At 56.2% G+C, this 25,412-nt stretch carries 26 protein-coding genes and 1 other RNA gene; 8 read left to right on the forward strand and 19 right to left on the reverse strand.

The genetic code is table 11. From position 1 onward, the window contains the following. Positions 1 to 96 precede the first annotated feature (96 nt). The 10 genes from CU100_RS18685 to CU100_RS18730 all read right to left on the reverse strand — a co-directional run bounded on the left by CU100_RS18685 (position 97) and on the right by CU100_RS18730 (position 9,406). Positions 97 to 2,022 carry a potassium transporter Kup gene (locus tag CU100_RS18685; RefSeq protein ID WP_106718124.1) on the reverse strand — a complete coding sequence of 642 codons (1,926 nt, stop codon included), beginning with the start codon at positions 2,020 to 2,022 and terminating at the stop codon, positions 97 to 99. A 142-nt stretch (positions 2,023 to 2,164) separates the two neighbouring features. Beyond that, the gene (locus CU100_RS18690; protein ID WP_106718125.1) at positions 2,165 to 2,905 is read right to left on the reverse strand and encodes a pyridoxine 5'-phosphate synthase; all 741 of its coding nucleotides are present in this window, start codon (positions 2,903 to 2,905) and stop codon (positions 2,165 to 2,167) included. 103 nt (positions 2,906 to 3,008) lie between these two features. Continuing rightward, complete coding sequence (locus CU100_RS18695) at positions 3,009 to 4,136, reverse strand: ATP-dependent DNA helicase (protein ID WP_106718126.1); 1,128 nt, start codon at positions 4,134 to 4,136, stop codon at positions 3,009 to 3,011. A 62-nt stretch (positions 4,137 to 4,198) separates the two neighbouring features. Beyond that, the gene (locus tag CU100_RS18700) at positions 4,199 to 4,642 is read right to left on the reverse strand and encodes a hypothetical protein (protein ID WP_106718127.1); all 444 of its coding nucleotides are present in this window, start codon (positions 4,640 to 4,642) and stop codon (positions 4,199 to 4,201) included. Positions 4,643 to 4,644: 2 nt separating this feature from the next. After that, a complete protein-coding gene (locus CU100_RS18705; RefSeq protein ID WP_280951621.1) occupies positions 4,645 to 5,007 on the reverse strand; it encodes a nitrile hydratase accessory protein in 363 nt (120 codons plus the stop codon). Next, entirely contained in the window at positions 4,994 to 5,653 is a 660-nt protein-coding gene (gene nthB / locus CU100_RS18710; RefSeq protein ID WP_106718129.1) for a nitrile hydratase subunit beta, read from the reverse strand. The genes CU100_RS18705 and nthB overlap by 14 nt, the downstream gene beginning before the upstream one ends. Further along, a complete protein-coding gene (gene nthA / locus CU100_RS18715) occupies positions 5,650 to 6,273 on the reverse strand; it encodes a nitrile hydratase subunit alpha (protein ID WP_106718633.1) in 624 nt (207 codons plus the stop codon). Before nthA ends, nthB begins: the two co-directional genes overlap by 4 nt. Positions 6,274 to 6,311: 38 nt before the next feature. Beyond that, positions 6,312 to 6,905 (reverse strand): LysE family translocator, encoded by a 594-nt coding sequence (locus CU100_RS18720; RefSeq protein WP_106718634.1) that lies wholly within the window; start codon positions 6,903 to 6,905, stop codon positions 6,312 to 6,314. Between the two features lie 103 nt (positions 6,906 to 7,008). After that, positions 7,009 to 7,581: an acetolactate synthase small subunit gene (ilvN, locus tag CU100_RS18725; RefSeq protein ID WP_106718130.1), complete on the reverse strand. Its 573-nt coding sequence runs from the start codon at positions 7,579 to 7,581 to the stop codon at positions 7,009 to 7,011. A gap of 19 nt (positions 7,582 to 7,600) precedes the next feature. Then, on the reverse strand, positions 7,601 to 9,406 hold the full coding sequence (locus CU100_RS18730; RefSeq protein WP_106718131.1) for an acetolactate synthase 3 large subunit: 1,806 nt from the start codon (positions 9,404 to 9,406) through the stop codon (positions 7,601 to 7,603). Between the two features lie 373 nt (positions 9,407 to 9,779). Here CU100_RS18730 and CU100_RS18735 point away from each other — a divergent pair, with 373 nt between their 5' ends. After that, positions 9,780 to 11,663, forward strand: a complete 1,884-nt coding sequence (locus CU100_RS18735; protein WP_106718635.1) for an ATP-binding protein — start codon at positions 9,780 to 9,782, stop codon at positions 11,661 to 11,663. Between the two features lie 2 nt (positions 11,664 to 11,665). Here the strand turns inward: CU100_RS18735 and miaA are convergent, their stop codons facing one another. Then, positions 11,666 to 12,607 carry a tRNA (adenosine(37)-N6)-dimethylallyltransferase MiaA gene (miaA, locus tag CU100_RS18740; protein WP_407070354.1) on the reverse strand — a complete coding sequence of 314 codons (942 nt, stop codon included), beginning with the start codon at positions 12,605 to 12,607 and terminating at the stop codon, positions 11,666 to 11,668. Here miaA and serB point away from each other — a divergent pair. Then, complete coding sequence (serB, locus tag CU100_RS18745; protein ID WP_106718133.1) at positions 12,585 to 13,472, forward strand: phosphoserine phosphatase SerB; 888 nt, start codon at positions 12,585 to 12,587, stop codon at positions 13,470 to 13,472. The two genes, miaA and serB, sit on opposite strands and share 23 nt — an antisense overlap. 241 nt (positions 13,473 to 13,713) lie before the next feature. Here the strand turns inward: serB and CU100_RS18750 are convergent, their stop codons facing one another. The 6 genes from CU100_RS18750 to CU100_RS18775 all read right to left on the reverse strand — a co-directional run bounded on the left by CU100_RS18750 (position 13,714) and on the right by CU100_RS18775 (position 19,778). After that, positions 13,714 to 15,144 (reverse strand): DegQ family serine endoprotease, encoded by a 1,431-nt coding sequence (locus tag CU100_RS18750; RefSeq protein ID WP_407070361.1) that lies wholly within the window; start codon positions 15,142 to 15,144, stop codon positions 13,714 to 13,716. A gap of 297 nt (positions 15,145 to 15,441) precedes the next feature. Beyond that, complete coding sequence (locus tag CU100_RS18755; RefSeq protein ID WP_106718135.1) at positions 15,442 to 16,539, reverse strand: DUF4062 domain-containing protein; 1,098 nt, start codon at positions 16,537 to 16,539, stop codon at positions 15,442 to 15,444. Between the two features lie 287 nt (positions 16,540 to 16,826). After that, on the reverse strand, positions 16,827 to 17,012 hold the full coding sequence (locus tag CU100_RS18760; protein WP_106718136.1) for a DUF2065 domain-containing protein: 186 nt from the start codon (positions 17,010 to 17,012) through the stop codon (positions 16,827 to 16,829). 12 nt (positions 17,013 to 17,024) lie between these two features. Further along, positions 17,025 to 17,981 (reverse strand): protease modulator HflC, encoded by a 957-nt coding sequence (hflC, locus tag CU100_RS18765; protein WP_106718137.1) that lies wholly within the window; start codon positions 17,979 to 17,981, stop codon positions 17,025 to 17,027. Continuing rightward, positions 17,978 to 19,087 (reverse strand): FtsH protease activity modulator HflK, encoded by a 1,110-nt coding sequence (gene hflK / locus CU100_RS18770; protein WP_106718138.1) that lies wholly within the window; start codon positions 19,085 to 19,087, stop codon positions 17,978 to 17,980. Before hflK ends, hflC begins: the two co-directional genes overlap by 4 nt. 190 nt (positions 19,088 to 19,277) lie before the next feature. Next, positions 19,278 to 19,778 (reverse strand): dihydrofolate reductase, encoded by a 501-nt coding sequence (locus tag CU100_RS18775; RefSeq protein WP_106718139.1) that lies wholly within the window; start codon positions 19,776 to 19,778, stop codon positions 19,278 to 19,280. 395 nt (positions 19,779 to 20,173) lie between these two features. Between CU100_RS18775 and CU100_RS18780 the strand changes: the two genes are divergently transcribed. Both CU100_RS18780 and CU100_RS18785 read left to right on the forward strand, forming a co-directional pair. Continuing rightward, positions 20,174 to 21,070, forward strand: coding sequence for an ABC transporter permease (locus tag CU100_RS18780; protein WP_245419128.1), 897 nt, complete (start codon positions 20,174 to 20,176; stop codon positions 21,068 to 21,070). Between the two features lie 32 nt (positions 21,071 to 21,102). Beyond that, positions 21,103 to 21,849 carry an ABC transporter ATP-binding protein gene (locus CU100_RS18785; RefSeq protein ID WP_106718140.1) on the forward strand — a complete coding sequence of 249 codons (747 nt, stop codon included), beginning with the start codon at positions 21,103 to 21,105 and terminating at the stop codon, positions 21,847 to 21,849. A 15-nt stretch (positions 21,850 to 21,864) separates the two neighbouring features. Here CU100_RS18785 and CU100_RS18790 read toward each other — a convergent pair whose 3' ends face one another. Both CU100_RS18790 and CU100_RS18795 read right to left on the reverse strand, forming a co-directional pair. Beyond that, the gene (locus CU100_RS18790) at positions 21,865 to 22,659 is read right to left on the reverse strand and encodes a thymidylate synthase (RefSeq protein WP_106718141.1); all 795 of its coding nucleotides are present in this window, start codon (positions 22,657 to 22,659) and stop codon (positions 21,865 to 21,867) included. Positions 22,660 to 22,796: 137 nt separating this feature from the next. Further along, complete coding sequence (locus CU100_RS18795; protein ID WP_106718142.1) at positions 22,797 to 23,108, reverse strand: DUF2853 family protein; 312 nt, start codon at positions 23,106 to 23,108, stop codon at positions 22,797 to 22,799. 211 nt (positions 23,109 to 23,319) lie between these two features. On the opposite strand from CU100_RS18795, the gene ssrA reads away from it, so the two are divergent. From ssrA to CU100_RS18815, 4 genes are all read left to right on the forward strand, one after another. After that, positions 23,320 to 23,677: a transfer-messenger RNA gene (ssrA, locus tag CU100_RS18800) on the forward strand. A gap of 110 nt (positions 23,678 to 23,787) precedes the next feature. Further along, positions 23,788 to 24,141, forward strand: a complete 354-nt coding sequence (locus CU100_RS18805; protein ID WP_106718143.1) for an ArsR/SmtB family transcription factor — start codon at positions 23,788 to 23,790, stop codon at positions 24,139 to 24,141. Next, positions 24,110 to 24,595, forward strand: coding sequence for an SRPBCC family protein (locus CU100_RS18810; RefSeq protein ID WP_245419129.1), 486 nt, complete (start codon positions 24,110 to 24,112; stop codon positions 24,593 to 24,595). The genes CU100_RS18805 and CU100_RS18810 overlap by 32 nt, the downstream gene beginning before the upstream one ends. Before the next feature lie 41 nt (positions 24,596 to 24,636). Beyond that, the gene (locus CU100_RS18815) at positions 24,637 to 25,407 is read left to right on the forward strand and encodes a DUF899 domain-containing protein (protein ID WP_106718145.1); all 771 of its coding nucleotides are present in this window, start codon (positions 24,637 to 24,639) and stop codon (positions 25,405 to 25,407) included. Positions 25,408 to 25,412: the final 5 nt, after the last annotated feature.

Consider the following 25,412-nt stretch of genomic DNA (forward strand, 5'->3'; position numbering starts at 1 on the left):
TTGGTGCCGAAATTCGCGGTAATTGCATGAAAACCTGGGAAAACGGCGCAGAAAATTCCACCGGAACTTGCAAATTAGTTGCGACGGGTTGAGTGGTCAGATGTTGACCTGGGTGCCGATCTCCACGACGCGCCCTGTTGGAATCTGGAAATATTCAGTGGCATCACTCGCGGTGCGAGCCAGGGCGATGAACAACCGATCCTGCCAGTGTGGCATTTCAGAGCGAGCAGACGCTTTCAACGAGCGGCGCGACAGGAAGAAAGAAGTCGTCATGATGTCGAACTTCCAGCCCTGCTTCCGGCAGATTGCCAATGTACGCGGAATATTCGGGCGCTCCATGTAACCAAACGTCAAAGTAACGCGCATGAAGAGATCGTTTATAGGTTCGATGCGTACGCGGTCGCTCTTCTTTACCAGCGGACTCGGCGCGGTAATCACCGTGAGGATCACGTTATTCTGGTGCAGGACTTTGTAATGCTTGAGACTATGCATCAGCGCAGTTGGCGTGCTCTTGGGATCTCCGGTCAGGAAGACAGCAGTACCCGGCACAAGTGTCGGGGGATTTTCCGCCATCTTTCTGGAAATGAGGTCGAGCGGCACTTCGCCTTTGCGGGTTTTTTCAAAGAGCTGACGGCTGCCCCGCACCCACGTGAACATGATAAGAACGACAAGGAGCGCGACCACCAGCGAAGCCCAACCGCCATCAACGACCTTGATAAGGTTGGCGCTGACAAAGGTCAGATCGATAACGAGGAAGCCGAGCGTCAGTGACACAGCCGCCCACAAGCGCCACTTCCAAATCCTTACCATTACAAAGAACAGCAACGTCGTGGTTACGAGCATATTGCCCGTTACAGCTATACCATAGGCCGACGCCAGGTTGGTTGAACGTTCGAAACCAAGTACCAAAAGGATAACAACAATTCCGAGCAGTGCGTTGATTCGGGGCAGATAGACTTGGCCAGACAATTTTTCCGACGTGTGTTCAATGTTCAGCCGCGGCAGGAGATTAAGCTGTACTGCCTGCCTCGATAGCGAATAGGCGCCCGATATTACAGCCTGACTGGCGATAACCGTTGCCATGGTAGCAAGCAGCACCATTGGCAGAAGCGCCCAGTTCGGAAACATTTCGAAGAACGGGTTCTTGGCCGCGTCGCCATTTGCCAGGATGAAGGCGCCCTGCCCGAAATAATTGAGCAAGAGACAAGGAAATACGATCCACATCCACGCCGTGGCGATTGGCTTGCGACCAAAATGACCAAGGTCCGCATAGAGTGCCTCAGCACCTGTAACCGCCAGGAAAACCGTTCCGATCGTGGGAAATGCGGTCTGCGGGTTGTTTACGATATACTCGAAAGCATAGACCGGATTGACCGCATAAAAAACGCTCAGGTCGTCGGCAAGGTGCCAAAGCCCAAAGAAGCCGAGTGCCAGAAACCACAGCAGGGTGATCGGTCCGAAGATCGTGGCGACCCGGGCGGTGCCAAAACGCTGCACCGAGAACAGCGTCAATAGGATTACCAGCGTTATCGGAACGATGAAAGGTTCCAGTCGAGGCGTCACGATTTCAAGGCCTTCAACGGCCGAGAGCACCGAAATCGCTGGGGTGATCACGGCGTCGCCGTAAAAGAGCGACGCACCAACGATACCGAGAGCCAAAATGAGTTGCGGGCGAGTTTTGAAGCTCGCCCGTGCCAAAGCCATCAATGAGAGGATTCCGCCCTCGCCGTCATTATCGGCGCGCAACACGAACAGGATGTACTTTATCGTTACTATCAGGGCCAACGCCCAGAAGATCATCGAAACAACGCCAAGAACATCGGTTCGGCTTAGAGTTCCATCGAGTGATGCAGCATGGAGCGCCTCACGAAACGCGTAGATAGGGCTCGTACCGATATCGCCATAGACGACACCAAGAGCACCGAGAACAAGAACCGGAAAGGCCTCTTTATGATGCGGTTCCGATTCATGAACGACGGGACCATTATCATAGTTCTCGTCATCCAGCTGTTGTTCACTCATACAGGTTTTCCCTCGCTCTGACAGCGTGGGCGGACGAGTTAGTCGTGTTGCACCGCAATATCAATCGCCATTTTTTCATAGCTCACAACTCACGATATGCAAAAATGCATGACAAAGCGAATACTGCACCATTATCAAGGGTCTATGGTTGGAGCGCATTGAGATATCTTCCCACCGCGCCGGCCATACCGTGTACTAAAGCGTCCGCTGTAAGCCCGTGTCCGATGGAGACCTCAACCAGATTTGGGATCTTTTTGACCAAGGCGGGCAGATTTTCCACTGTCAAATCATGTCCGGCATTGACCGCAATCCCTGCTTTCGCCGCCGCTTTTGCGGTTATTTCGAGTTTCTCGAGCTCATTCGCTTCTCGAATTGGGTCATCGTGAGCGCCTCCATAGGGACCAGTATAAAGCTCGATCCGATCGGCACCGAGCATCTTGGCTGCGGCAGGCGCCTCTGGATCCGCATCGACAAACAATGAAACACGAATAGCTTGGCGTTTGAGATCGGTGATGATCGGCCGGAGGAAATCTGCATCCCTTTCCAAATCCCAGCCATGATCGGATGTCGATTGCGCTGGGTCGTCGGGGACTAGCGTTACCTGTTCGGGTTCGTTGGCCGCGACGAGGTCGAGGAATTCCCGCGTCGGATATCCCTCGATGTTGAATTCAGCCTGCGGAAACTCATCGTCGATAAGTGCACGGATCGCTGGCAGATCGGAAAAACGAATATGTCTCTCATCCGGACGGGGATGCACGGTCAACCCGGACGCGCCGGCAGCTAACGCGATCCTGCCGAGCCCGATTAGGTTTGGCCAGGGGAGATCGCGTCTGTTGCGCAACATGGCAATCGCATTGATGTTGACGGAGAGTGATGCGGTCATGATGGAAACCTGTACGCGGAAGCACTTGGGTTATTCTTACAGCAGAACTCTGACATTAAACATTGCTATCTCGGTTGAAGCCGACGATTGTGAATGCTGCGAATTACCGCACAACGGTCAGCCGTTCGGCAGCGCGCGTGATGGCCGTATAAAGCCAGCGTTCTCGCGTATCGCGAAACGCGTAGCTTTCGTCAAACAGCACAACTTCATCCCACTGCGAGCCCTGCGCTTTGTGGGTCGTGAGAGCATATCCATAGTCGAAGTCATCGAATCGTTTCTTCGTCTGCCACGGGATCTCCGCATCAGGATCGTCGAATTGCGATTTCAGGAGCTTGATCTTGGCGACACCCCGCCCCGGCTCTTCATCTTCGGGCGCGACCAGAAGATTGATCCCGGGCTTAACTGTCTCGCGGGACGATGTCATGACTTTCCATAGCGAGCCATTGAGCAGACCTTTCGCGGGATCATTTCGCAGGCAAACCAACTTGTCGCCTGCTTGTGGAAACGACGCGGAAAATCCCTTCAGTTCACGCAGACGCTGATTATAGCGCCGGCGCGTGCGATTGGTCCCCACGAGAACCTGGTCCGCGCCAAGTACCAGTTCCTGTGTGACATCAGTCTTGGAGATAACCTTGGCAGCACCAAAATCACCGAAGGTGAATTCCCGGCCCTCGCGCACGTCGAGCGCGAGACGAATGATCGGATTGTCACGCGCCTGACGATGGATTTCGCTCAAAAGAAAATCGGGCTCGTGCTCGGTAAAAAAACCGCCACCGGAAATGGGCGGGAGCTGACCAGGGTCACCGAGCACGAGAATTGGCGTTCCGAAACTCATCAAATCGCGTCCCAACTGCTCATCGACCATGGAGCATTCGTCAACAACGATAAGCTTCGCCTTTGATACAGGGCTTTGACGATTCAATGAAAACGTCGGAGCGATGCTGGTCTTGCCCGTGGTTTCGTTCTCAACCGCCTCTTCGCCGCGCGGGCGATAGATCAGTGAATGCAAAGTTCGGGCGTTGGACGCTCCTTTCGAGCGAAGAACCTGGGCCGCCTTGCCGGTAAAGGCTGCAAACTGAACGTCGCCTTCGATATGTTCGGCAAAATAGCGCGCGAGCGTCGTCTTGCCCGTACCAGCATATCCGAAAAGCCGGAAAATGGGGCTGCGGCCGTCTTTCAGCCACTTTGAAACTGCCCGAAGCGCTTCATCCTGTTGCGGTGATAATTGCATGGTTCTGACTGACAGGATTCGCCGAGAAAGGGCAAGGAAAATGGTCCGGGCAGATGTTAGACTTATAGGTTATCCGGGTTTCCCGGCCGGATTTGCCCTTCGCCGACGCGGCCAAACTGTTGGTCGATCATGCGGAAACGGTCTTCCTTGACCTGCAACTTCCAGCAAATCTTCTGTTCTTCTCCCTCGTAAGTGAGGCAAAGACTGTCCTTTTCCAGCGTCCAGTCGCCAGCATAGGACATGCCCTTCGTTGCAACCTCCTCCGGCTTGCAGCATTGGATCATCTTGCCACGCGACTTGCCATCCGGCCCAAGATATTCAGTGAAGTTGAACGGTGGCTCTGCCTTGACTTCACCCGTAAGGGTTGCCCCGGTAATGACCTTGCGCAAGTCATCTTCGTTGGCTGTCGGCCAGGGTCCATCCTGCGCTATCGCCCAGCCGGGAGGAAGTATCGAACCGCAAACAAGCAGCATCGTCAGCAGGCGTATCTTGGAGAAAATCGGCATTTTCAGGATCGATCCGGGTCGTTGTCGAGACGTATTGGTTGACCGTGCGGCGTTGCATGAGCGGCGCGCTGCCAGGAGGCAGCCAGTTGATCAACATCATGCTTGCTCGCAACATTTTTCGAAGCGATCAGCGTTTCCAGCGCCTCCAGCCAAAAATGATAGTAGTCACTGGCGTCGTCCATCGCGCCGGCACGCTTCAGTTTCGCAGATAGCGTCGCCGCCCATTCCTCCCAGGTAAATAGACCCCGGTCGTGCAGCGAGATGACCATGGCGAATGCCTCGGCCTGCCAAGGCTCGGCGAATACCGGCGCATCATCATAGGCGGGTAGTCCACGTGAATGGGTGATCAACTCACGCAGGCTCAAGGTAACTCTCCCAGGCATCGATGCTGACGGTCAAGGTGGCGTCGGCTTCATCGCCCCATAGTTCAGGCGCAGAGAACACAACAGTATAGACGTATTGCGGGTTCTCTCCACCGCCATGGGCATTTGTGTCCGGAAACACAAACCCGCCACGCACGGCTTCGATTACGCCGAATTTGCCGCGTGCATAGCGCGGCAGTCGCGTGTGCGTTTCCGGGTTGAAGTTGCGCGTTCGGATGCGATCACCGACTTTAAAACGCGCCTCACCTGCCACCGATCGGCCACAGGGACCGCCTTTAGCGAGGACTGCGGAGACATTCTCCGGCGCCAAGACACGTTTCGGCGTGGTACCTGGGGCGAGAGTGCGGCCGTCTCCGAGTTCCTGCGGCGAGACGAACCCATGACGCGCGAGCAATACCTCCAATGCTTTGATCCATATCTCGTAATAGGTGGAGGAATAATAATCCGCGGGGTGGAGGCTTTCGCGTGCGTGGCGGCTCTCGTCGATGTTCCAGTGCCCCATCGCTCCAGCGGCGATCGTCATGCCGAGTGCACGCTTCTCCCAATCGGCATGAAACAGCGGCTCGCGTTTTTCCGGCGCAACTGGGCCAAAGCCCATTTGTCCACCAAGATCCTGCGGCCCGTTCATGCTGGCTCCGGTATGAGAGGTAGTCCTGTTCCGATCATTGAATCGCGCGTGACGAGATCGGCAAGCTGTTCTTCGCTCAAGCCGTCGGTACCTTCAGGGCGCATCGGAACGACGAGGTAACGCAGTTCGGCTGTTGAATCCCACACCCGGATCTTTGTTGTCTCGGGAAGGATCAGATCGAATTCCGCCAGCACCCCGCGAGGGTCGATGACGGCCCTCGACCGATAGGGCGGCGATTTATACCAGACGGGAGGCAAGCCAAGCACCGACCACGGGTAGCACGAGCAAAGCGTGCAGACGACGAGATTATGCGTATCCGGTGTGTTGAATACTACCTGCATGTGCTCGCCCTGACGCCCCGTGTAACCAAGGTCTGCGATGGCTGCGGTTGCATCGCGCTTCAGCCAGTCGGCATAATCGGGGTTGGACCAGGCTTTTGCCACTACCCTCGCTCCGTTGCGTGGCCCGACCTTGGTCTCGTACGTGTCGACGATCGCATCGATTGCCGCCGGGTCGATCAGGCCTTTTTCGGTGAGAATCGTCTCCAAAGCCCGCACGCGCGCCGCCATGGGATCTAGCTCATTGTCGTGATGGTGGTGGTCGTCATGATCGTGTGGCATGAGAAAAATCCTATGCGCCAATAGCTGCCAACGCAAGCTCACTTCAACATCGGCCAGAGACTTGCGACAAGCAGGCAAGCCATCGTGATGTTGAACCATTTCAATCGCATTGGATCGGCAAGCCAGCCGCGCATGACCTGGCCGAAGGCGGCCCAACTAGAAACCGATGGGACGTTTACGACAGCAAAGGCAATTCCGACGATCAGAACTGTCATGTAATAGGCTTCCGGAGACGTATATGTGGCCATCGCGGTGACGGCCATCACCCATGCTTTAGGATTGACCCATTGGAATCCGGCAGCTTGCAGGAATGTCATCGGCCGTTCATTGCCGCCAACAGCATTCAGCGAACGGGATACAGCGATCTTGTAGGCGAGATAAACCAGATAGGCACCGCCGGTAAACTTCAGGATCGTATAGAGAACCGGAAGTGACTGGACCACCGCACCGAGCCCCAATCCGACGCCGATCAGCAACGTGAAAAAGCCAGAGCCGATTCCGAACATGTGTGGAATGGTGCGCCTGAAGCCAAAATTAACACCCGAAGCCAGCAGCATCAAATTGTTCGGGCCCGGCGTTATCGAAGTAACGAAGGCGAAAACCAGAAGCGTCAGAAAGACTTCAAACGTCATCGTGAAAACCAGATTTATGGAGGCATTCATAGGATGCGGCCGGTCTGGCCTCAATGACAGATTTGTCAGGGATACAATCAAGCATCCCCGACGAACGGGCTGGCTACATGCCCCTTGGGCCGCGATTCATGGCGGCGACGCCGGTCCGGCAAATTTCAACGAGACCGAGCGGCTTCATGATTGCGATGAATTGATCGATTTTCGAGCCTTTGCCAGTGATCTCAAAGATGAAATGCTCAGTCGTTGCATCTGACACCTTGGCGTGGAACGCATCGGCCAGACGCAAAGCCTCATTGCGGTGTTCGCCTAGACCGGCAACTTTGACCAAAGCCAGCTCGCGCTGGATCGGACCGCTCTGGCCAAGTTCGTCGGCGCGCACGGACAAATCGACCACGCGGTGCACCGGCACTATACGCTCCAGCTGATGGCGTATCTGGTCCAGGATATGCGGCGTGCCACGAGTGACGATGGTGATGCGCGACAGGTGCTGTTCGTGCTCCGTCTCGGAAACCGTAAGACTTTCAATATTGTAGCCGCGTCCCGAGAAGAGACCGATCACGCGCGCAAGCACGCCCGGCTCATTGTCGACGAGAACCGATAGGACAGTTGTGACTGGTAGTTCAGTCTCCTTGGCAATGAAATATGCCGAACCGGAGGCTAGATTTTGAGCGTTCATAATTGGTCCTTCCGGTTCTTTAAACGAGTTGTCTACCCTTGGCGTCGATGGCATTGGCGACTGCGTCATCTGTTGCTTCGTCGGGCAATAGCATCTCGTTGTGCGCCTTGCCGGAAGGAATCATCGGAAAGCAATTGGCGAGGTTGGCGACGCGGCAATCGAAAAGAACCGGCTTCTTGACGTCGATCATTTCCTGAATAGCGTCGTCCAGGTCGCCAGGTTTCTCGCAGCGGATACCATGACCGCCGTAAGCTTCCGCAAGCTTGACGAAATCCGGCAAAGCTTCCGTATAGGAATGCGATAGCCGGTTTCCGTGCAGCAATTGCTGCCACTGGCGCACCATTCCCATATACTGGTTGTTCAGAATGAAGATTTTGATCGGCGCCTCGTATTGAACGGCAGCACTCATTTCCTGCATGTTCATCTGAACCGACGCATCTCCGGCGATATCGATGACCAGTGAGTCTGGATGAGCGATCTGAACGCCCAATGCGGCAGGCAGGCCATAGCCCATTGTCCCAAGGCCGCCCGATGTCATCCAGCGATTGGGCTTCTCGAAATGGTAGAACTGCGCAGCCCACATCTGGTGCTGGCCAACTTCAGTGGTGATGTAAGTATCACGATCCTTCGTCAGCGCGTATAAACGTTCCAGCGCATATTGCGGCATGATTACGTCCTTGTTGCGCGTATAGGACAGCGATTTGCGCGAGCGCCATTTGTCGATCTGCGACCACCATGCGCCCATGGCCTTCTCATCCGGCTTTGTCGAGGAGGCGCGAATCAGGCGAATCATGTCCTCGAGCACATGGGCGACATCACCTATTACCGGGACATCGACCCGCACAGCCTTATTGATCGAGGACGGATCGATATCGATGTGGATCTTCTTGGAATTGGGAGAAAAACCGCTGATACGGCCGGTAATCCGGTCGTCGAATCGTGCGCCGATGTTCACCATGACATCGCAATCATGCATCGTCATGTTGGCTTCATAGGTTCCATGCATGCCCAACATGCCGAGCCAGTTCTTCCCTGACGCCGGATAAGCACCGAGCCCCATCAGTGTCGAAGTAATCGGGAAATTTGTGAGTTCGACGAGTTCGCGAAGCAACTTGCTTGCTTCGTTACCGGAATTGATAACTCCGCCGCCCGAATAGATCACAGGGCGCTTTGCAGTCAGCATCAGAGCGACAGCCTGCTTGATCGCCTCGATATCGCCCTGGATCCTGGGATGGTAACTGGTACGCGGCGAAACTTCCGGCGGCGTGTAGATGCCGGTTGCGAATTGAACATCCTTGGGAACGTCGACGAGGACGGGGCCCGGCCGCCCGGTCTTGGCAACATGAAACGCCTCGTGCAGTACACGCGCAAGATCGTTGACGTCCTTTACAAGCCAATTGTGCTTGGTGCACGGGCGCGTAATTCCGACAGTGTCGCATTCCTGGAAGGCGTCCGACCCGATAAGGCTGGTTGGAACCTGGCCGCTGATACAGACCAGCGGAATGGAATCCATCAGCGCATCCTGCAGCGGTGTCACTGCGTTCGTCGCACCGGGCCCTGATGTCACCAGCATGACGCCCACCTTGCCGGTGGAGCGCGCATAACCCTCCGCCGCATGGCCCGCACCCTGCTCGTGCCGAACGAGAATGTGGTTGATCCTGTCCTGCTGGAAGAGTTCATCATAAATTGGAAGCACGGCGCCGCCGGGATAACCGAAAATATCGGTCACGCCCTGATCGATGAGAGCCTGGACCACCATTTCGGCGCCAGTCATTTCCCGTCGTTGCGATGAGTGGCTTTCACTTGCCAGTTTTTCTGCGGTCATCGGTCTCTTCCCGTATATTCTGCGGCACTCGGCCCGTCAGAAGGTGTTTTGCTCTAACTGAAATGCTGGAAATAAAAAAGGCCCCCGAGGGAGCCTGTGTTTCGCGCATGGGAGCTTTCGCCGGGTGCTTACTACACCCTGCCCATGCGCGATCCCACGACGATAAGAACTGTTTTCATGGTCGCGGACGATAGTTAAGCAAATTGGATCCGTCAACGGCAAAAATGTAGACCGGTCGGAGACGGCACTTAACCGCACCAGTCGCAACAATTGTCGGTATCGCGCTAAGATAATTTCAACGCCTCGCAACTACGGTAACGGACAGTCCGCCGGCAGACCTGCTGTCAGTTTCAAGGGAATGGTCGAACCAACGATGAGCGCTGAAGCCTTGCCTGTTGAACAGCCCCGGCCCTTTGCGCGCAATCGGACCGATGGACATGTCATCGAATGCAACGGCGAAAAAGCTGTTATTTATGCCACGACCGGACCGTCTGTTACAGCATCGGAAGACTACTGGACGGTAGGCCAACTGATCTCCATTCGCGTCGGGACTACCCGCGTCGTCGGACTTGTCTATGAAGTCGAGGTTGCGGACGCGCAGTGGGTCGCCGAAGCTGATCAGAGCATTCATGTCCATGTCGAGCTGATAGGGCAGGTCAACGAGCATGACGATGGCTCGTTGACGTTCTCGTCCGGCATCGCCAACTATCCACACATGGGCGCCGTAGCGCACCGGATCCGATCTACGGATCTCGCAACCATCTATACGTCCAGCCTGAAAAACACTGTTTCCGTAGGGCACCTGTCACAAAACGCATCAATTCCGGCCCTGATTTCAATCGACAGTCTGGTTTCGCGACACTTCGCGGTTCTTGGCAGCACCGGCGTCGGTAAATCAAGCGCTGTCTCTCTGCTGTTGCGCAAGATCATTGCTCAGCGGCCCGATTTGCGCGTGCTGATTCTCGATCCGCACAACGAATTCGCAAGTGCTTTTCCAGAGCACTCGATTTCAATAGATTACAACACTTTGGAGCTGCCCTATTGGCTGTTCAGGCTGGAAGAGTTTGCTGAGGCCGTCTTCCGCGGGAGGCCCACTGTGCCGGCCGAAGTTGATGCCCTGCGTGATCTTATTCCACTCGCGAGGGAGCGGTTTGCCAGTTCCGAGGCGACGCACGCGGCGTCCCTTCTCAAAAAAGACCGCGACTATTCCTCGATGACTGCCGATACGCCGACACCCTATCGTATCGCGGATCTCATCAAGCTGATCGACGAGCGCATCGGTCAATTGGAAGGCAAGACGGACCGGCCGATCATGAAGGCATTGCGCCAGCGCTTGCAAGCACTGGTCGCCGACCCGCGTTACCGCTTCATGTTCTCCGCTCCGACGACCATGGACACGATGCGCGAAACTATTGGTCATATTTTCCGCATACCCAAGAACGACAGGCCGATCTGCGTGTTTCAATTGGCGGGATTGCCGTCAGAGGTCGTCAATTCCGTTGCTTCGGTCCTCTGCCGCATGGCCTTCGACCTTGCCGTGTCCAGCGATGGGCGGGTGCAGACGCTCGTTGTCTGCGAGGAAGCGCATCGTTATATACCGGCGGACGCAAATGGAGGTTTCTGGCCAACGCGTCAGGCAATCGCCCGTATTGCCAAGGAAGGCCGCAAATACGGCGTCTACCTCGCCGTTATCACGCAGCGTCCAGGCGAGCTTGATGCAACAATTCTTTCCCAATGCAGTACCGTTTTCGCCATGCGCCTCGGAAATGAGCGGGATCAGGAGATCATTCGCGGCGCAATCACCGGCGCGTCACAAAGCACGATCGGATTTCTGTCATCCATCGCCAATCGGGAAGCGATTGCTTTCGGAGAGGCCGTTCCGACACCGATGCGCATGATGTTCGAGACAATTACGCCAGACCAGCTGCCGGCCGCCCATATGACCAAAAGCCAGCAATCGATGCGCCTTGGCGATTCTCACCTGTCGCTCGACACGATCTTGATGCGGATGCGCCAGCTTAACGCTGCGGAAAGCACAAGCAGCCAGGATGACGCGATGGACATCCCCGAGAGCATGGGCCGGCCCATCGCGAGTCAGAGGCACTCGGTTCCGCTGGCTCAGGAGCACATAAGAACGCAGTGGCGCAATATCGATGCGGCAATCCGCAAGGACGAGCCACCAAAACCGCAGCAGGAAAATACCGAACGGTTCCGAACCAGCGACCTCATCCGTACATTCCGCAACGACAAGACCTAGGTCTATCCCGATGGCGGAAAGGGTAACCTTTCCCAATCGTCGCCAAGCTGGTTGCGGAACCATGTCATCTGCCGTTTCGCATATTGACGTGTCGCGATCGTTGCAAGCTCAGCCGCCTCCTCGACGCTGAGCCTTTTGGCAAGAACTTCGCATATTTCGCGCACGCCGATCGCCCGCATGGCAGGGAGTTCATTCGGAAGACCGAGCGTTAACAATGACTTGACCTCATCGATTGCACCTGTTTTCATCATGGCTGCAAATCGCGATGCGATGCGGGAACCAAGCCATTTCCGATCCGGTTCGATGACGATCTTGCGGGCAAGTGCGGGGTCTATCAGCGGAATTCCGGCCTCCTTTTGCCATTCGACTATGGACCGGCCAGACGCATCGAAAACCTCGAGTGCGCGAACGACGCGCTGGCTGTCCGTCGTCCGCAGGGTGGACGCCGCCAGTGGGTCTTTCCGGGCGAGTATGGCGTGCAGGTTCTCGGAGCCCAACGCCGAATCCTGCTGACGCCAATGCGCCCGGACGTCCGGCGGAATAGCGGGCATCGCAGAAAGTCCTCCGAGAAGGGCACGGAAGTAGAGCCCGGTCCCACCGACAAAAATCATTGTCTTTTCAGCAAGTTCGGCTCTTTTCAAGAGCCCTTCGACATCAATCAGCCAGCGCCCCGTCGAGTAGGCTATGCCCGGCGAGACATGGCCGTAGAGATAATGGGGAGCAGACTTGAGATCGTCGGGACCGGGACGTGCGGTCAACACGTTCAGCACGTCATACACCTGCATGGAATCGGCATTGACGATCACGCCCCCGGTCTCGCCGGCCAAGCGAAGCGCAAGCGCCGACTTGCCGCTTGCCGTCGGTCCGGCTATCAGGATTACTTGTCTTGTCGCCACACCAATACCCAACTGGAAATCACCCATGCCCTTGATGGCCACGCTCATCGCCAATCCCGCCACATCGGAGCTTGTGCCATCGCTGGGGATTAAAGCCTCGGCGGCGGTCAATGCAACAGGTCTTTATTGGCTGGCGGACGGGATCGCCTGTGATCTGGCTCTGAGAGATGGCACTGAAGCCACGCAAGTACATGGTCAACTGGCCCATGCGATGGATGGCGCACCAATCGATATTGTCCTGCAAGATCAACACACTAGGCGAAAGAGAATCCTGATTGCGGACATGGATTCGACCATGATCCAGCAGGAATGCATCGATGAACTTGCCGAAGAAGCCGGTCTGCGCGACAAAGTCGCGGCGATCACCGCACGGGCCATGAATGGCGAAATCGCCTTCGAACCTGCCTTGCGCGAACGCGTGGCGCTGTTGAAGGGCTTGCCCTATGCGGTGATCGACAAAGTCATTGCCAGTCGCATCACCCTGATGCCCGGCGGTCCCGAACTCGTGCGAACGATGAAGAAACACGGCGCCTATACCTCGCTTGTCTCGGGTGGTTTTACGGTGTTCACCCAGCGTATCGCCGATATGGTCGGCTTCAATGAGAACAGCGCCAACACATTGATAGATAACGGCAAAGTCTTGACCGGCGAGGTCAAGGAACCCATCCTCGGCCGCGAAGCCAAGGTTGCGGCACTCGTCTCCATCTGCCAGCGTTTCGGCCTCTCACCCCAGGAAGCCATAGCGGTTGGCGATGGCGCCAATGATCTTGGCATGCTGCAATTGGCGGGAACAGGTGTAGCGCTTCACGCCAAACCGATAGTTGCAGAACAGGCAAAGGTGCGCATCGACCATGGCGACCTGACCGCTCTCCTCTACATCCAGGGCTACCGAAAAACCGACTTCGTCACCTGAACTCGCGCTCCTGCAACTATTTTTCTCGTCCTGGTTGATATTCTCAGGTCAAATTCGATCGTTTTGCCGCGGAACCGAACAATTTCGGTGTGAAACTGGCGGCAAGTCGTTCTGAACGTCTCTGAAACAGGAAATTCCTGCACGAAACCGGGCGGGCAATCCTCGGTCGCGCAAAGAGGTTTTTTTGGGTATGGCCATACCGCAATCGAACTTGCGATTTTCCGAATCGAGGCGTTCCCGCTCAATCCATCTGGAGCGTGACGAAGCGCAGTTCGCCGGTCTTTGACGCAAGCATAAGCAGCGCGTTTTTCCGGCCTTCATCCCGGAGCTTTTCGATCCTTGCCGCGACATCCTCGGGTGTGGACACGGTCTCCTGAGCGATGTCGACGATGACGTCACCCGGAGCGATGCGCTTGTTGGCGGCGATCGAGCCATTCTGCACTTCGGTCACGAGCACGCCCTCCACCTCCTTGGCGATACCGAAGGTCTTGCGAGTGGCCTCGTCGAGTTTTCCGAGACTCATGCCGAGCACATCGACGTTCTGGGCGGCGCCGTCCTCACCGGTCGCCGGATCATCTTTCTTGGCCGTCTGATCCTCGTCTTCAAGCCGTCCGAGCGTGACCTTGACGGTCTGTTCCTTGCCCTTGCGAACCACGACGACTTCGACTTCCTTGCCGATGGGGCTTTCCGCCACCACACGCGGAAGATCCTTGACATTGCTGACCTCCCTGCCGTCGAAACGCGTGATGACATCACCCGGCAGGATCGATCCATTGGCGACCGGACCGCCTTCGATGATCCCCGCAACCAGCGCGCCCTTGCTGGAGGTCATGCCGAGACTTTCGGCTATATCGTCGGTCACGGGCTGGATACGCACGCCGAGCCAGCCGCGACGCGCCTCGCCGAACTGGCGTATCTGCGAGATGACACCCGATGCCAGTTCGGCCGGAATGGCGAAGCCGATGCCGATCGAGCCCCCGGTCGGCGATATGATGGCGGTATTGATACCGATGACCTGCCCGTACATGTCGAACAGCGGCCCGCCGGAATTGCCGCGGTTGATTGCGGCATCGGTCTGGATGAAATTGTCGTAGGGGCCGGAATTGATATCGCGGTTGCGCGCCGAAACGATGCCGACGGTCACAGTGCCGCCAAGCCCGAAAGGATTGCCGATCGCCATGACCCAATCGCCGATGCGCGTCTTGGATGAATCGCCGAATTTGACCGCAATGAGCTTGTGCTTCGCGGGATCGACCTTGAGCACCGCGAGATCGGTCTTGGTATCCTTGCCGATAAGCGTCGCCTTCAGCTTGGACCCGTCATTGAAATTGACCTCGATCTCGTCGGCATCGGCAATGACGTGATTGTTGGTGACGACGATGCCCTGCTCGGCATCGACCACGAAACCCGAACCAAGGGACTGGACCTTGCGCGAGGGATTGCTTTCGCCGGGCCTCTGCTTGCCGAAATATTCGTCGAAGAACTCCTGGAAAGGCGAGCCATCCGGCACTTTCGGCATCGGCACAGGGCCGGATTCACCATCCTGTCCCTTGACCGTCTGCGACGTCGAAATATTCACCACCGCATCGAGCAAGCCTTCCGCAAGATCGGCAACGGAGGCCGGTCCCTGGGCGCGCGGCTGCTGGCTGTTGGGGACCGCAGGCGCCTGCACCTGCGCCTGCTCCTGAGCCGGGGCGACGCCGACGAATGCCGGAATGAGGCTGGTTACAGTCAACGCAACCAGCGCGGTAGCCGCGGTTGCGGAACGGAGAGCGATGCGACCAGTCTTGAAAAACATGCGTTCGGGCCCTTATCGGAAAACAGAATGATACAACAGAACGGCGAGTGACGACATAAATATGACCGAGCGGCTATTGCAGCATTTATTTCAGATCAGTCAATTCAAGAGTTGATGAAGTGGCTGCAGATCCGAGGTCGCTTAAGAGGCTCACTGTTTATGTACGCGATATCAAAATGGGATCTCGTCATCCAACTGGTGGCTGCTTAAGGAGGGCTCGGAAACTTTCACTTCGCCTTGCAGCAAAACGAAAACAGATGATGCATCCTCGCTGATACGGTAGCGACGGGCGACCCTCTGCGCAGTTTCGGTAAAAGGGCTTTCTCCCTCGGTCGTCATAAGACCGGCCTCAATATAAAAACTTGACAGACGGTCTAGAGTTCCTTTGCCGATTTTGAAAAATCCTGACGTATCCACTACGGCAACTTCACCAGCAAGAGCCGATCCTATGGCGACACATGACTCATCGTCATCGATACGATGGTAGTAATCACCATTCCAATCATTTGACTGCCATTTGAGGTTGCTAAAGAAGACTGGGAATACGGAAATCCACGAAGTTCTAGTTCGAGCCTGACTGCCGGATGATATGGTGCCAAATCCACTTCGAACGGATACAGGTAGAAGATCGATTTCTAGTATGTCACTAGCGGCAGGTATGGTTGGCAGCGGCACCTCGATCTCCAAACTTCCAAGCGCTTGCCGAAATCGTTCGTTTTCTTTTCTGACATTATTCAACTCTTCTAAGGTTTCCAAACTCGTCACTGCGTCGCCACGCACCCACCCAATTCTTGGCTTGGTGGCTTTAGCGTGGTCCAGAGCCTCGCGAGCAGCCAACTTCAGGCCATCCAGGGTGTCCCACGTTTTACGCAACCTGTTGGCTTCGGCCTCTGAGATAAAATCATCCAGACGTTTCTTGCCGACGTCAGTCTTTTCCGATTTGTCTAAGCTTATGTTACCCCGCTCGCCATGCAGCATCACTAGGACTGGCACACCTTTTGAAACCGCATATTTGAATTCTTTGTGGGTGTAGCTCAGACCGTCTTCCGCAACCGTGCCATAACGTCCGCCGATGATCAAAATATAGTAGTCGCACTGGTCAATGAGCGACTTGATGAATTCAAATTGATCTTGGTCGGCTGCTGGAAAGGATTCCATCTGCACTGGAAAATCGCCCGTGCTTATCACAACGTCTTGGACGGCTCTGCGCTCATTTTGGAGGTCTTGGAATGTGGAGCTAATAAAAACCTGATACCGTTTGTCTTGCACAGCAGTTCCCCATGCTTCGCAAATTTAACACTATTTTCTCCTTGGCTTGCGGCTGACAAGTTGAGAGCTAGTGAGTGGTAGCTTGGGATCGATGAGGGATGCAAGCGATATGAACAGGCCAGAGGCTCTTGGCCCCCCTTGTGAGGGATGCTACGAAGCAGTGGGTCGGGTCTTTGACTATTAGTTTGATAATTTGAAGAAATGCCCCTCCCCGGACCTGCGGTCCGACCCTCCCCACAAGGGAGTGCAAAGAGGCGATCATCGCGTTAATACAGGCAGACCCGGCCCTACCCCCGGGCGAGCCAAACCACTCCTACGCCGACGGCGACGGAAGCAACGCCGGCGATGCGCAGAAAGCCGTCCGGTTGTTCGCTGACATCCCGTGCGACACGCTTTGCAACGAGCGGGAAGAGACCGTAGAGCAGCCCCTCGAATACGAGGAACAGCCCTACGGCATCAATGAAGTCGGTCATGCCCGGCCCGCCCTATTGAGGGGCGGGTGGCGATGCCGGATCGGGCGTCGCTGTGGCCGGAGGCGTCGTACCGCTGACCGGCGGCAACTGGCCATTCGAGTCCTGGAAGTAACGGAAGAACTCTGAATTGGGCGAAAGCACCATCGTCGTTCCGGTATTATCCAGCGCCGTGCCATAGGCGGTCATCGAGCGGTAGAAGGCAAAGAAATCCGGATCCTTCGAGAACACGTCGGCGAAGATGCGGCTGCGCTCGCCTTCACCCTGACCTCTTGCGATTTCCGATTCCTTGCGCGCCTCGGCGATGATTTCGACAACCTGGCGATCAGCGATGGCCTTGATACGCTGTGCAGCTTCCCGGCCGCGTGCACGCAGGCGTTCGGCTTCCGCCAGACGTTCTGCCTTCATGCGGTCGAAGGTCTGCTGGGACACTTCCTGCGTCAGGTCCGTCCGGCGGATCCGCACGTCGGTGATCTGCAGGCCGAGCGATTCCGCATCCGGACGCAGCTGCTCGCGCACTTCGTTCATCATTCCGGCGCGCTCGTCAGACAGGGCAGCCTCAAAGCCGCGCAAACCATAGACACCACGCAACGCCGCATCGAGACGCGTACGCAACCGGGCTTCGGCCAGCGTGATATCGCCCGAGACGGTCTGGCGGAACTTGCGGGGATCCGTGATCTGATAGACGAGGAACGCATCGACTTCGTAGAACTTGCCGCCCGAAACCTGAACGCGGATATTGTCGAGTTCGAAGCTGAGGAGACGATCTTCGATCATCTGGACATTATCGGCTTCAAGGAAGCCGAAAGGCAGCTTGAAATAGATGCCAGGATCAGACTTCACATCGACGATTTCACCAAACCTGAGGACAATGGCCTGCTGGCCCGCCCTGACGACGAAGAGGGACGAATAGGTCAGCAAGGCGAGGAACGCGATGAGACCAACGATAAGCGGAACACGATTCTGGTTCATTGCTTTGTCCCCTCTGCGGCGGTGGCAGGGGCAGGTTTGCCGGTCAACCCCGGCAGCGGAAGATAAGGCACGACACCCTGTCCGCTTTGATCGACGATCACCTTGTTCGAATCCTTCAGCACACGCTCCATCGTTTCAAGGAAGAGACGCTTGCGCGTAACCTCCGGCGCCTTGACATACTGGTCATAGACCGAGGTGAAGCGCTGGGCCTCACCTTCCGCTTCCTGGACGATACGGTTCTTGTATGCAGCCGCATCCTCGCGAATCTGCGCGCCCTCACCGCGAGCCTGACCGAGCTTCTGGTTGGAATATTGGTTGGACTCCTCAACGAAACGGTCTTCGTCCTGCTCGGCCCTCTGCACTTCATCGAAGGCATCCGCCACTTCGCGCGGCGGCGCTGCGTCTTCGATTGACAGGGCGTTGATCGCGATGCCGGCGCCATAGTCGTCCAATGTCTTCTGGATGATGCCGCGCACGTCATTGGCGATGCCTGCGCGGTTGTCACGGAAGATATCCTGGGCGGGACTGCGGCCGACGATCTCGCGCATCGCGCTTTCCGAAACCTGCTGGACCAGGTTTTCCGGATTTTCGACGTGGAACAGATAGGCTACCGGATCGGAAACGCGATAAAGCACCGAGAACTGAACATCGACGATATTCTGGTCACCGGAAAGCATCAGGCCTTCCTTGGCACCGCGAGCACCCTGGCCGCCAATATTCTTCTGCTTCTCGACGATCTCGACCTTTTCGTAGGATTCGATCGGCCAGAAGTGAAAATGCAGCCCGGGCTCGGCGATATCCGGCTTGGGCTTGCCGAAGCGCAACTCCACGGCGCGCTCGTCGGGCTGGACCGTATAAACGGACTGGAAGAGCCAGAAGGCCACGACAGCCAGAGCGGCAAGACCCCAGATAGCCGGGCTGCCGCCCGAACCGCCCGGCAGCGCCTGGCGTAAACGGTCTTGGCCACGGCGGAAAATATCTTCGAGATCGGGAGGATTCTTGCCCCCGCCCCCTTGCGGCTTCTGGCCCCAGGGACCACCGCCGCCACTATTATTACCGCCGCCACCCCATGGGCCGCCGCCGCCGTTCTGATTACTCCAGGGCATTCCTACCTCTTAATTTGAACGAAAGCGCCACCCCGTGGCTTCCTCCCGCTAACACGATGTCCCGTTTATAGGGATGGCGGGGCACGCTTTCAACGCGCACCGCAGCTTTTCAAGCAGAATTGGTAAAAAGCAGAACGATTAGCACCTTCCATCACAAGATTTTAAGGCAATCCCTTGGCTGCGGATCAATTCAGCGGCGCTCATAGACGACAAAACGCGTTGGGTAATTGTCTTTCTCGCCCGCAGGAAAATCTTCGCTGGATGTTTCGGCCCAGATCTTCGGATCGATGGGAGGAAAAACGACGTCGCCTTCGATCTCGGCCAGAACCCAGGTAACATAGAGCCTGTCCGCCCGATTGAGCGCCTGGCGGAAAATATCGCCGCCGCCGATAATGCATATCTCGTCGACCTTGTCCGCGCCGGCGTGGCTCCCCGCGATCATCAGCGCCTGGTCGATGGAACGGGCCGCGATGACGCCATCGACGGAAAAGGCGGGGTCGCGGGTGATGACGATATTGGTACGGCCTGGCAGCGGCCGGCCGAGCGAATCCCACGTCTTGCGCCCCATGACGATGGGCTTGCCCATCGTGGTCGCCTTGAACCGCTTCAGATCGGAGGACAACCGCCACGGCAAGCCATTCTCACGGCCGATAACACCATTTTCTGCGATCGCAACAACAAAACTTATCATTTGAACAAGACCGCCATTTTCGAAATTCGTTGCGCCCCCCTGCTTCTTGCCCGATCTCTTCGACCTGCGACAGCCCGGACAGCCTTGCGCTCAAGATGACATCCGGCGCCTGTACGTCAATCGCCAAAGCTGCGGATCAAGAACTAAAGTGGTGATACCCACATCCGGCAGAGGCCTGATGTTCAATCGCCAACATGCGAATATCATCGAGCCGATCGCCCCGCAAACCTTTGATGTGCCCGCGTTCCGCAGGCCAGTCGATTGACAGTAAAGCCCATGCTGTTTAACGGATCAGCCCTGAGGTCAACTGGCGACGCTGAGTTTAGCCGGTTGGTCGCTTCCCGAGACCGCTCCTCCATGCTGCCGCCACCCTCCAACATTGCTGGTGGAACCGGATGCCGCATGGAACCGCCGCGGCATCGGGTATAAAGGGGCCACCACTCGGCAACGGCAAGTCACGATCCACGACAGAAAGACACGCGTCCATGACCATAGCGAAGTCCCAAAAAATAACCGCCTGGGAAGACGTCGCGGCCGCGGTTCGCAATTTCCGCCTTGCCGCGCTGCTTGGCTGGCAGGACGTGGCCCAGCGCTACAGGCGATCGACCGTCGGCGCGTTCTGGCTCACCATCAACATGGGTGTCCTCATCGGTGCGCTGGGTCTTATTTTCGGGACCATTTTCAGGTCACCAATGTCTGAATTCCTGCCGTTTATCTGTGTGGGCCTCATTGTATGGGGCTACTACTCCCAATTGATCAACGAGGGGTGCTTGAGCTTCATATCCAATACGGAGACAATGCTTCAACTCCCGTTGCCGTTTTTTACCTATGTTCTGAGGACATGGTGGAGAAACTCGATCATACTTTTTCATAATCTCGTTATCTTCCCGGTTGTTCTTCTGATTTTCGGTAAGTTCATCAACTTCAACGCGTTGCTCGTCATCCCCGCGTTCCTCCTGGTCTCGCTCAATCTATTGTGGATGATGACGTTTCTGTCCGTGATATGCACCCGCTACCGCGATCTGACCCAAATCATCCAGAACATCATGCAAGTTGGACTCTATGTTACCCCCATCATGTGGCAGCCTCATCAACTGCCAACCGACAAGTCCATTCTGATCCTCGACTTCAATCCGTTCTATCATCTCATCAGCGTGATCAGAGAACCCCTGCTTGGCGGCACGGGTACTCTGCTCAACTGGGGCGTCGTCGTCGTCATGGCCATTGTCGGATGGACCATAGCCCTGCTCTTTCTCAACCGCTTTCGCTCACGCGTTACCTATTGGTTATAAAAACGGCCCAAAACGAATTCGCGAAGGTGATCATGACTTCAATGATTCTCGAAAACGTCACTGTAGATTTCCCCATCTACAATGCAAAAAGCAGGTCTCTCAAGAACCAGGTGATCAGCCTGGCGACCGGAGGCACCATCGGATCGAACGCTGAAGGACACGTCGTCATCCGAGGGTTGGAGGCGATCAACCTGTCTCTCAAAGACGGCGACCGGCTGGGACTGATAGGTCACAATGGTTCGGGGAAGACAACTCTCCTGCGGGTCATGAGCGGTGTCTATTATCCCTCCGGCGGCCAGATTTCGATCAACGGAAAATGTACCTCACTGATCAATATTTCCCTGGGGATAGACCCAGAAGCGACAGGTCGGGAAAACATCAGGATCCGGGGCGCCCTTCTCGGCTTCACGCGGCGCGAGATGGCCGAGAAACAGGCTGAAATCGAGGAATTCTCGGAGCTCGGTAACTTCCTCGACATGCCGGTAAGGACATTTTCGACGGGTATGCAACTTCGGCTGGCATTTTCGATCTCGACCGTCATCCAGCCCGAAATTCTCATCATGGATGAGTGGCTGGCAGCAGGCGATGAAAGGTTTCAGCACAAGGCGAACGAGCGCCTGCACGAGCTTGTCAACAAGACCAAGATACTCATCATCGCCAGTCACTCGAAAGAACTGCTGGTCAAGAATTGCACCCGCATCGTCTGGCTCGAACACGGCAAGATCAAGATGGAAGGCGACGCGGAAACTGTGTCGGACGCCTATTTCGGCCATCAATAATCCGGTGCGCTGCATCTATACCGCGATTGGCGCCTTGATGTTCGGTTCGGCTACATAGTCAATCAGCTGGAAATCGTCGTACTTGAAATCAAAGATATCGGCGACATCCGGATTGATCCGCATCGTTGGCAATGGGCCGGGTGTGCGCATCAATTGCTGCCGCGCCTGCTCGAAATGATTGGAATAGATGTGGGCATCGCCGAGCGTGTGAACGAAATCGCCCGGCTTGAGGCCGGAGACCTGCGCCACCATCATCGTCAATAGCGCGTACGATGCGATATTGAACGGCACCCCGAGGAAAATGTCAGCCGAGCGCTGGTACATCTGGCAGGACAGCTTGCCATTCGCCACGTAGAACTGGAACAGGCAGTGGCAGGGCGGCAGCGCCATCTCATCCACCAGCGCCGGATTCCACGCCGAAACGATCAAACGTCTTGATTGAGGATTCGCGCGTATCTGATTCAAAAGATTCGCGATCTGGTCGATATGCCGACCGTCAGGAGCCGGCCATGAACGCCACTGCGCGCCGTAAACCGGACCAAGATCGCCATTCTCGTCGGCCCACTCATCCCAGATGGTGACGCCGTTTTCCCTGAGGTAGGCGATATTGGTATCGCCCTTCAGGAACCAGAGGAGTTCATGGATGATGGATTTCAGATGCAGCTTCTTTGTGGTCAGGACCGGAAAGCCAGCCGCCAGATCGAAACGCATCTGATACCCGAAAAGGGAACGCGTACCGGTGCCGGTCCGGTCGCCGCGATCGACGCCGTTGTCAAGCACATGCTGAAGGAGATCGAGATAGACACGCATGGTTTCTTTTAGCAGATTCGCCCGCTGAAACACCTAAACTTGTGCGTGATCCACAGTCCTGCGGCGGCAATTTTCGCTCCGCAGATGAAAAATCCCCGGGACTAGCGGGGATAATCCGGATTTCCGCTTTCAGATGATCAGAGCTTGCCGAGCGCTCCGAGCGCTTTCGCGGTAAGATAGTAGAAGGTAACGCGGCTCTTGGTATTGTCCGCCTTCATCGCCGCACAAACGGATTCGATGGCCGCATCGGCCTTGGCGGCGTCGGTCAGGCCGAGCTTCTTTTCGACCCAATTGGTACGAACGCGCTGCAATTCGTCCGGATCCGTGCAAGAAACAAGCGACGAATCCCTGTTGCGCAGGGCAATTCCGAGATGTTTGACGATCTTTGCGACAATTGCCTCATCAGCGGCCGCATCGTAATGACGAACATCCTTTAGATACTCACTCATCGAAAAATCCCCCGATTGCTAGGTCCAATGCCTGGCATTGGCAACCTTCCTGACAATGTTGACACCGCGCAGACTGGCAGATGCATGAGCGATGACTCTCTAGACACTGTGGAACATTCCCCAGCATCAGTTGCAAGTCAATGCACTGTTTAAATTGGGGCACTGTTTCAATCGGGGCACTGTTTCAATCGGAGCATTGTTTCAATCGGCCACCCTTTCAATTGATCTCAACAAGCCCTATATAGGACCTGCTGGCTTCGGCCAGCTATGGCGATAAACGGACGATGTAATAAGCTCATTGGACCCGGGGGCGGTACCCGGCGCCTCCACCACAGCTCAGCTGGTAATGCTGCGTTGTGGCGGGGGCGAAACAGGATCGACAAGAGTGTAAAGATCGAACTTTTGCCCGGCATTGTACCACCGTTATCGGGCTAACCTAGTAGTTGCAAACGACAACTATGCGGAAGCACGTCTCGCCGCTTAATGCGGTGCGATAGCTTCAAATCAAGTCCTAGGGGTTCGCACTTCTAGGCGGGGTTCGAAGGCACCTGGCAACAGAAGCCTTCACTTTCTCTCCTCCTATTGTCCACCTTATATCCCGCCCTGTACCCGCGCAGGCTTGACGTCTATTCATTTGTGCCGTATAAAACCTTTAAGTTAAATAACTGACTGGTTTACTATGTCATCCGATCGTCTCGACAACATTTTTTCGGCACTTGCAGATCCAACGCGCAGGGCGATCCTGGCGCGTCTGGCGCTTGGCACCACGACCGTGACGGAATTGGCCGAGCCCTTCCGCATGTCTGGTCCTGCGGTGACAAAGCACCTCAAGGTCCTCGAACGGGCCGGATTGATCATTCGCGGCCGCGAGGCGCAATGGCGTCCTTGCAGCCTCGACGCCGCCCCCCTCAAGGAGGTGCGAGACTGGCTCGAACATTACCGGCGCTTCTGGGAGACCAGCTTCGACCGGCTCGACGAGTATTTGCAGGAGGTTCAGACAAATGGAGACCATGATGGCCAAGACAAAAATTGAAGCCAACGCGTCAGCCGGTCGTGTTCTGACTATAACGCGCCTCTTCAATGCGCCGCCCGCGCTGGTGTTCGACGCCTTCTCCGATCCGAAACGCATGTTGCAGTGGCTCGGACCGCGTGACTATCCGGCAAGCTATGTCGAAAACGACTTGCGCATCGGCGGCAAATGGCGTGCCTGCCTCGACAGCAAGGCCAGCGGCGAGAAGCTGTGGCATGGCGGGGTCTATCGCGAAATCGTCCCAGCCGAGCGCCTTGCATTCACATTTGCCTGGGACCAGGCAGATGGCAGGCCCGGCCTTCAGACCATCGTCAGTATCGATTTCGAAGGCAAGAACGGCAAGACACTGATGACATTCCAGCAGAGCGAATTCGATACGCCCGAGACTTGCGATGGTCATCGGATGGGTTGGAACGGCGCCTTCGATCGCCTCGAAGAACTGCTGGCCCAGGATTGAACCCTTGCGGGAAACCAGGCATCCGGCAAACGGAGGAAGCCATGCAACATGAGATCGTATCGCGCGACGAGTGGTTGAAAGCACGCGTGGCGCTGCTCGCCAACGAAAAGGCCTTCACACACGCCCAGGAGGAGATGAGCGCACAGCGTCGGGCCCTGCCCTGGGTCAAGGTGGAGAAGGAGTATGTTTTCGATAGCCGCTCCGGTAAAATGACGCTCTCCGATCTCTTCGACGGGCGAAGTCAGCTATTCATCAAGCACTTCATGATGGGCCCGGGCCAGGAACAGCAATGCGTTGGCTGCACACTTGAAGTAGACCATGTGGACGGCTTGCTGGAACATCTTCAAAACCATGATGTCTCCTACGTCGCCGTGGCGCGGGCCCCTGTCGGCGAAATCGAAACCCTGCGCAAGGCGATGGGCTGGCGCTTCCCCTGGGTGTCGTCGTTTCACAGCGATTTCAACTATGATTTCCACGTGTCCTTCACTCCGAAAGAAGTCGCGGAGAAGAATGCCTTTTACAATTTTCGCCACACGCATGCGGGGCTCGAGGACTTGTCCGGCGAAAGCATCTTCTACAAGGATGACGACGGCCAGATTTATCACACCTACTCGGCCTATAGCCGTGGCGGCGAACAGTTCCTCGGCATCTATGGCTATCTCGATGTCATGCCCAAAGGGCGGAACGAGACCGGCCCACGTTACAATCTCGTAGACTGGGCACGGCCGAGGCCGACATATGGCAAAGGCGGCATGGTCGGCAACAATGGCCGGTATCATGCGCCAGATTGCGCTTGTTCAGCCCACACTTGAAGAAC

This window comes from Phyllobacterium endophyticum (genome assembly GCF_003010935.1).
Classification (GTDB): Bacteria; Pseudomonadota; Alphaproteobacteria; order Rhizobiales; family Rhizobiaceae; genus Phyllobacterium; species Phyllobacterium endophyticum.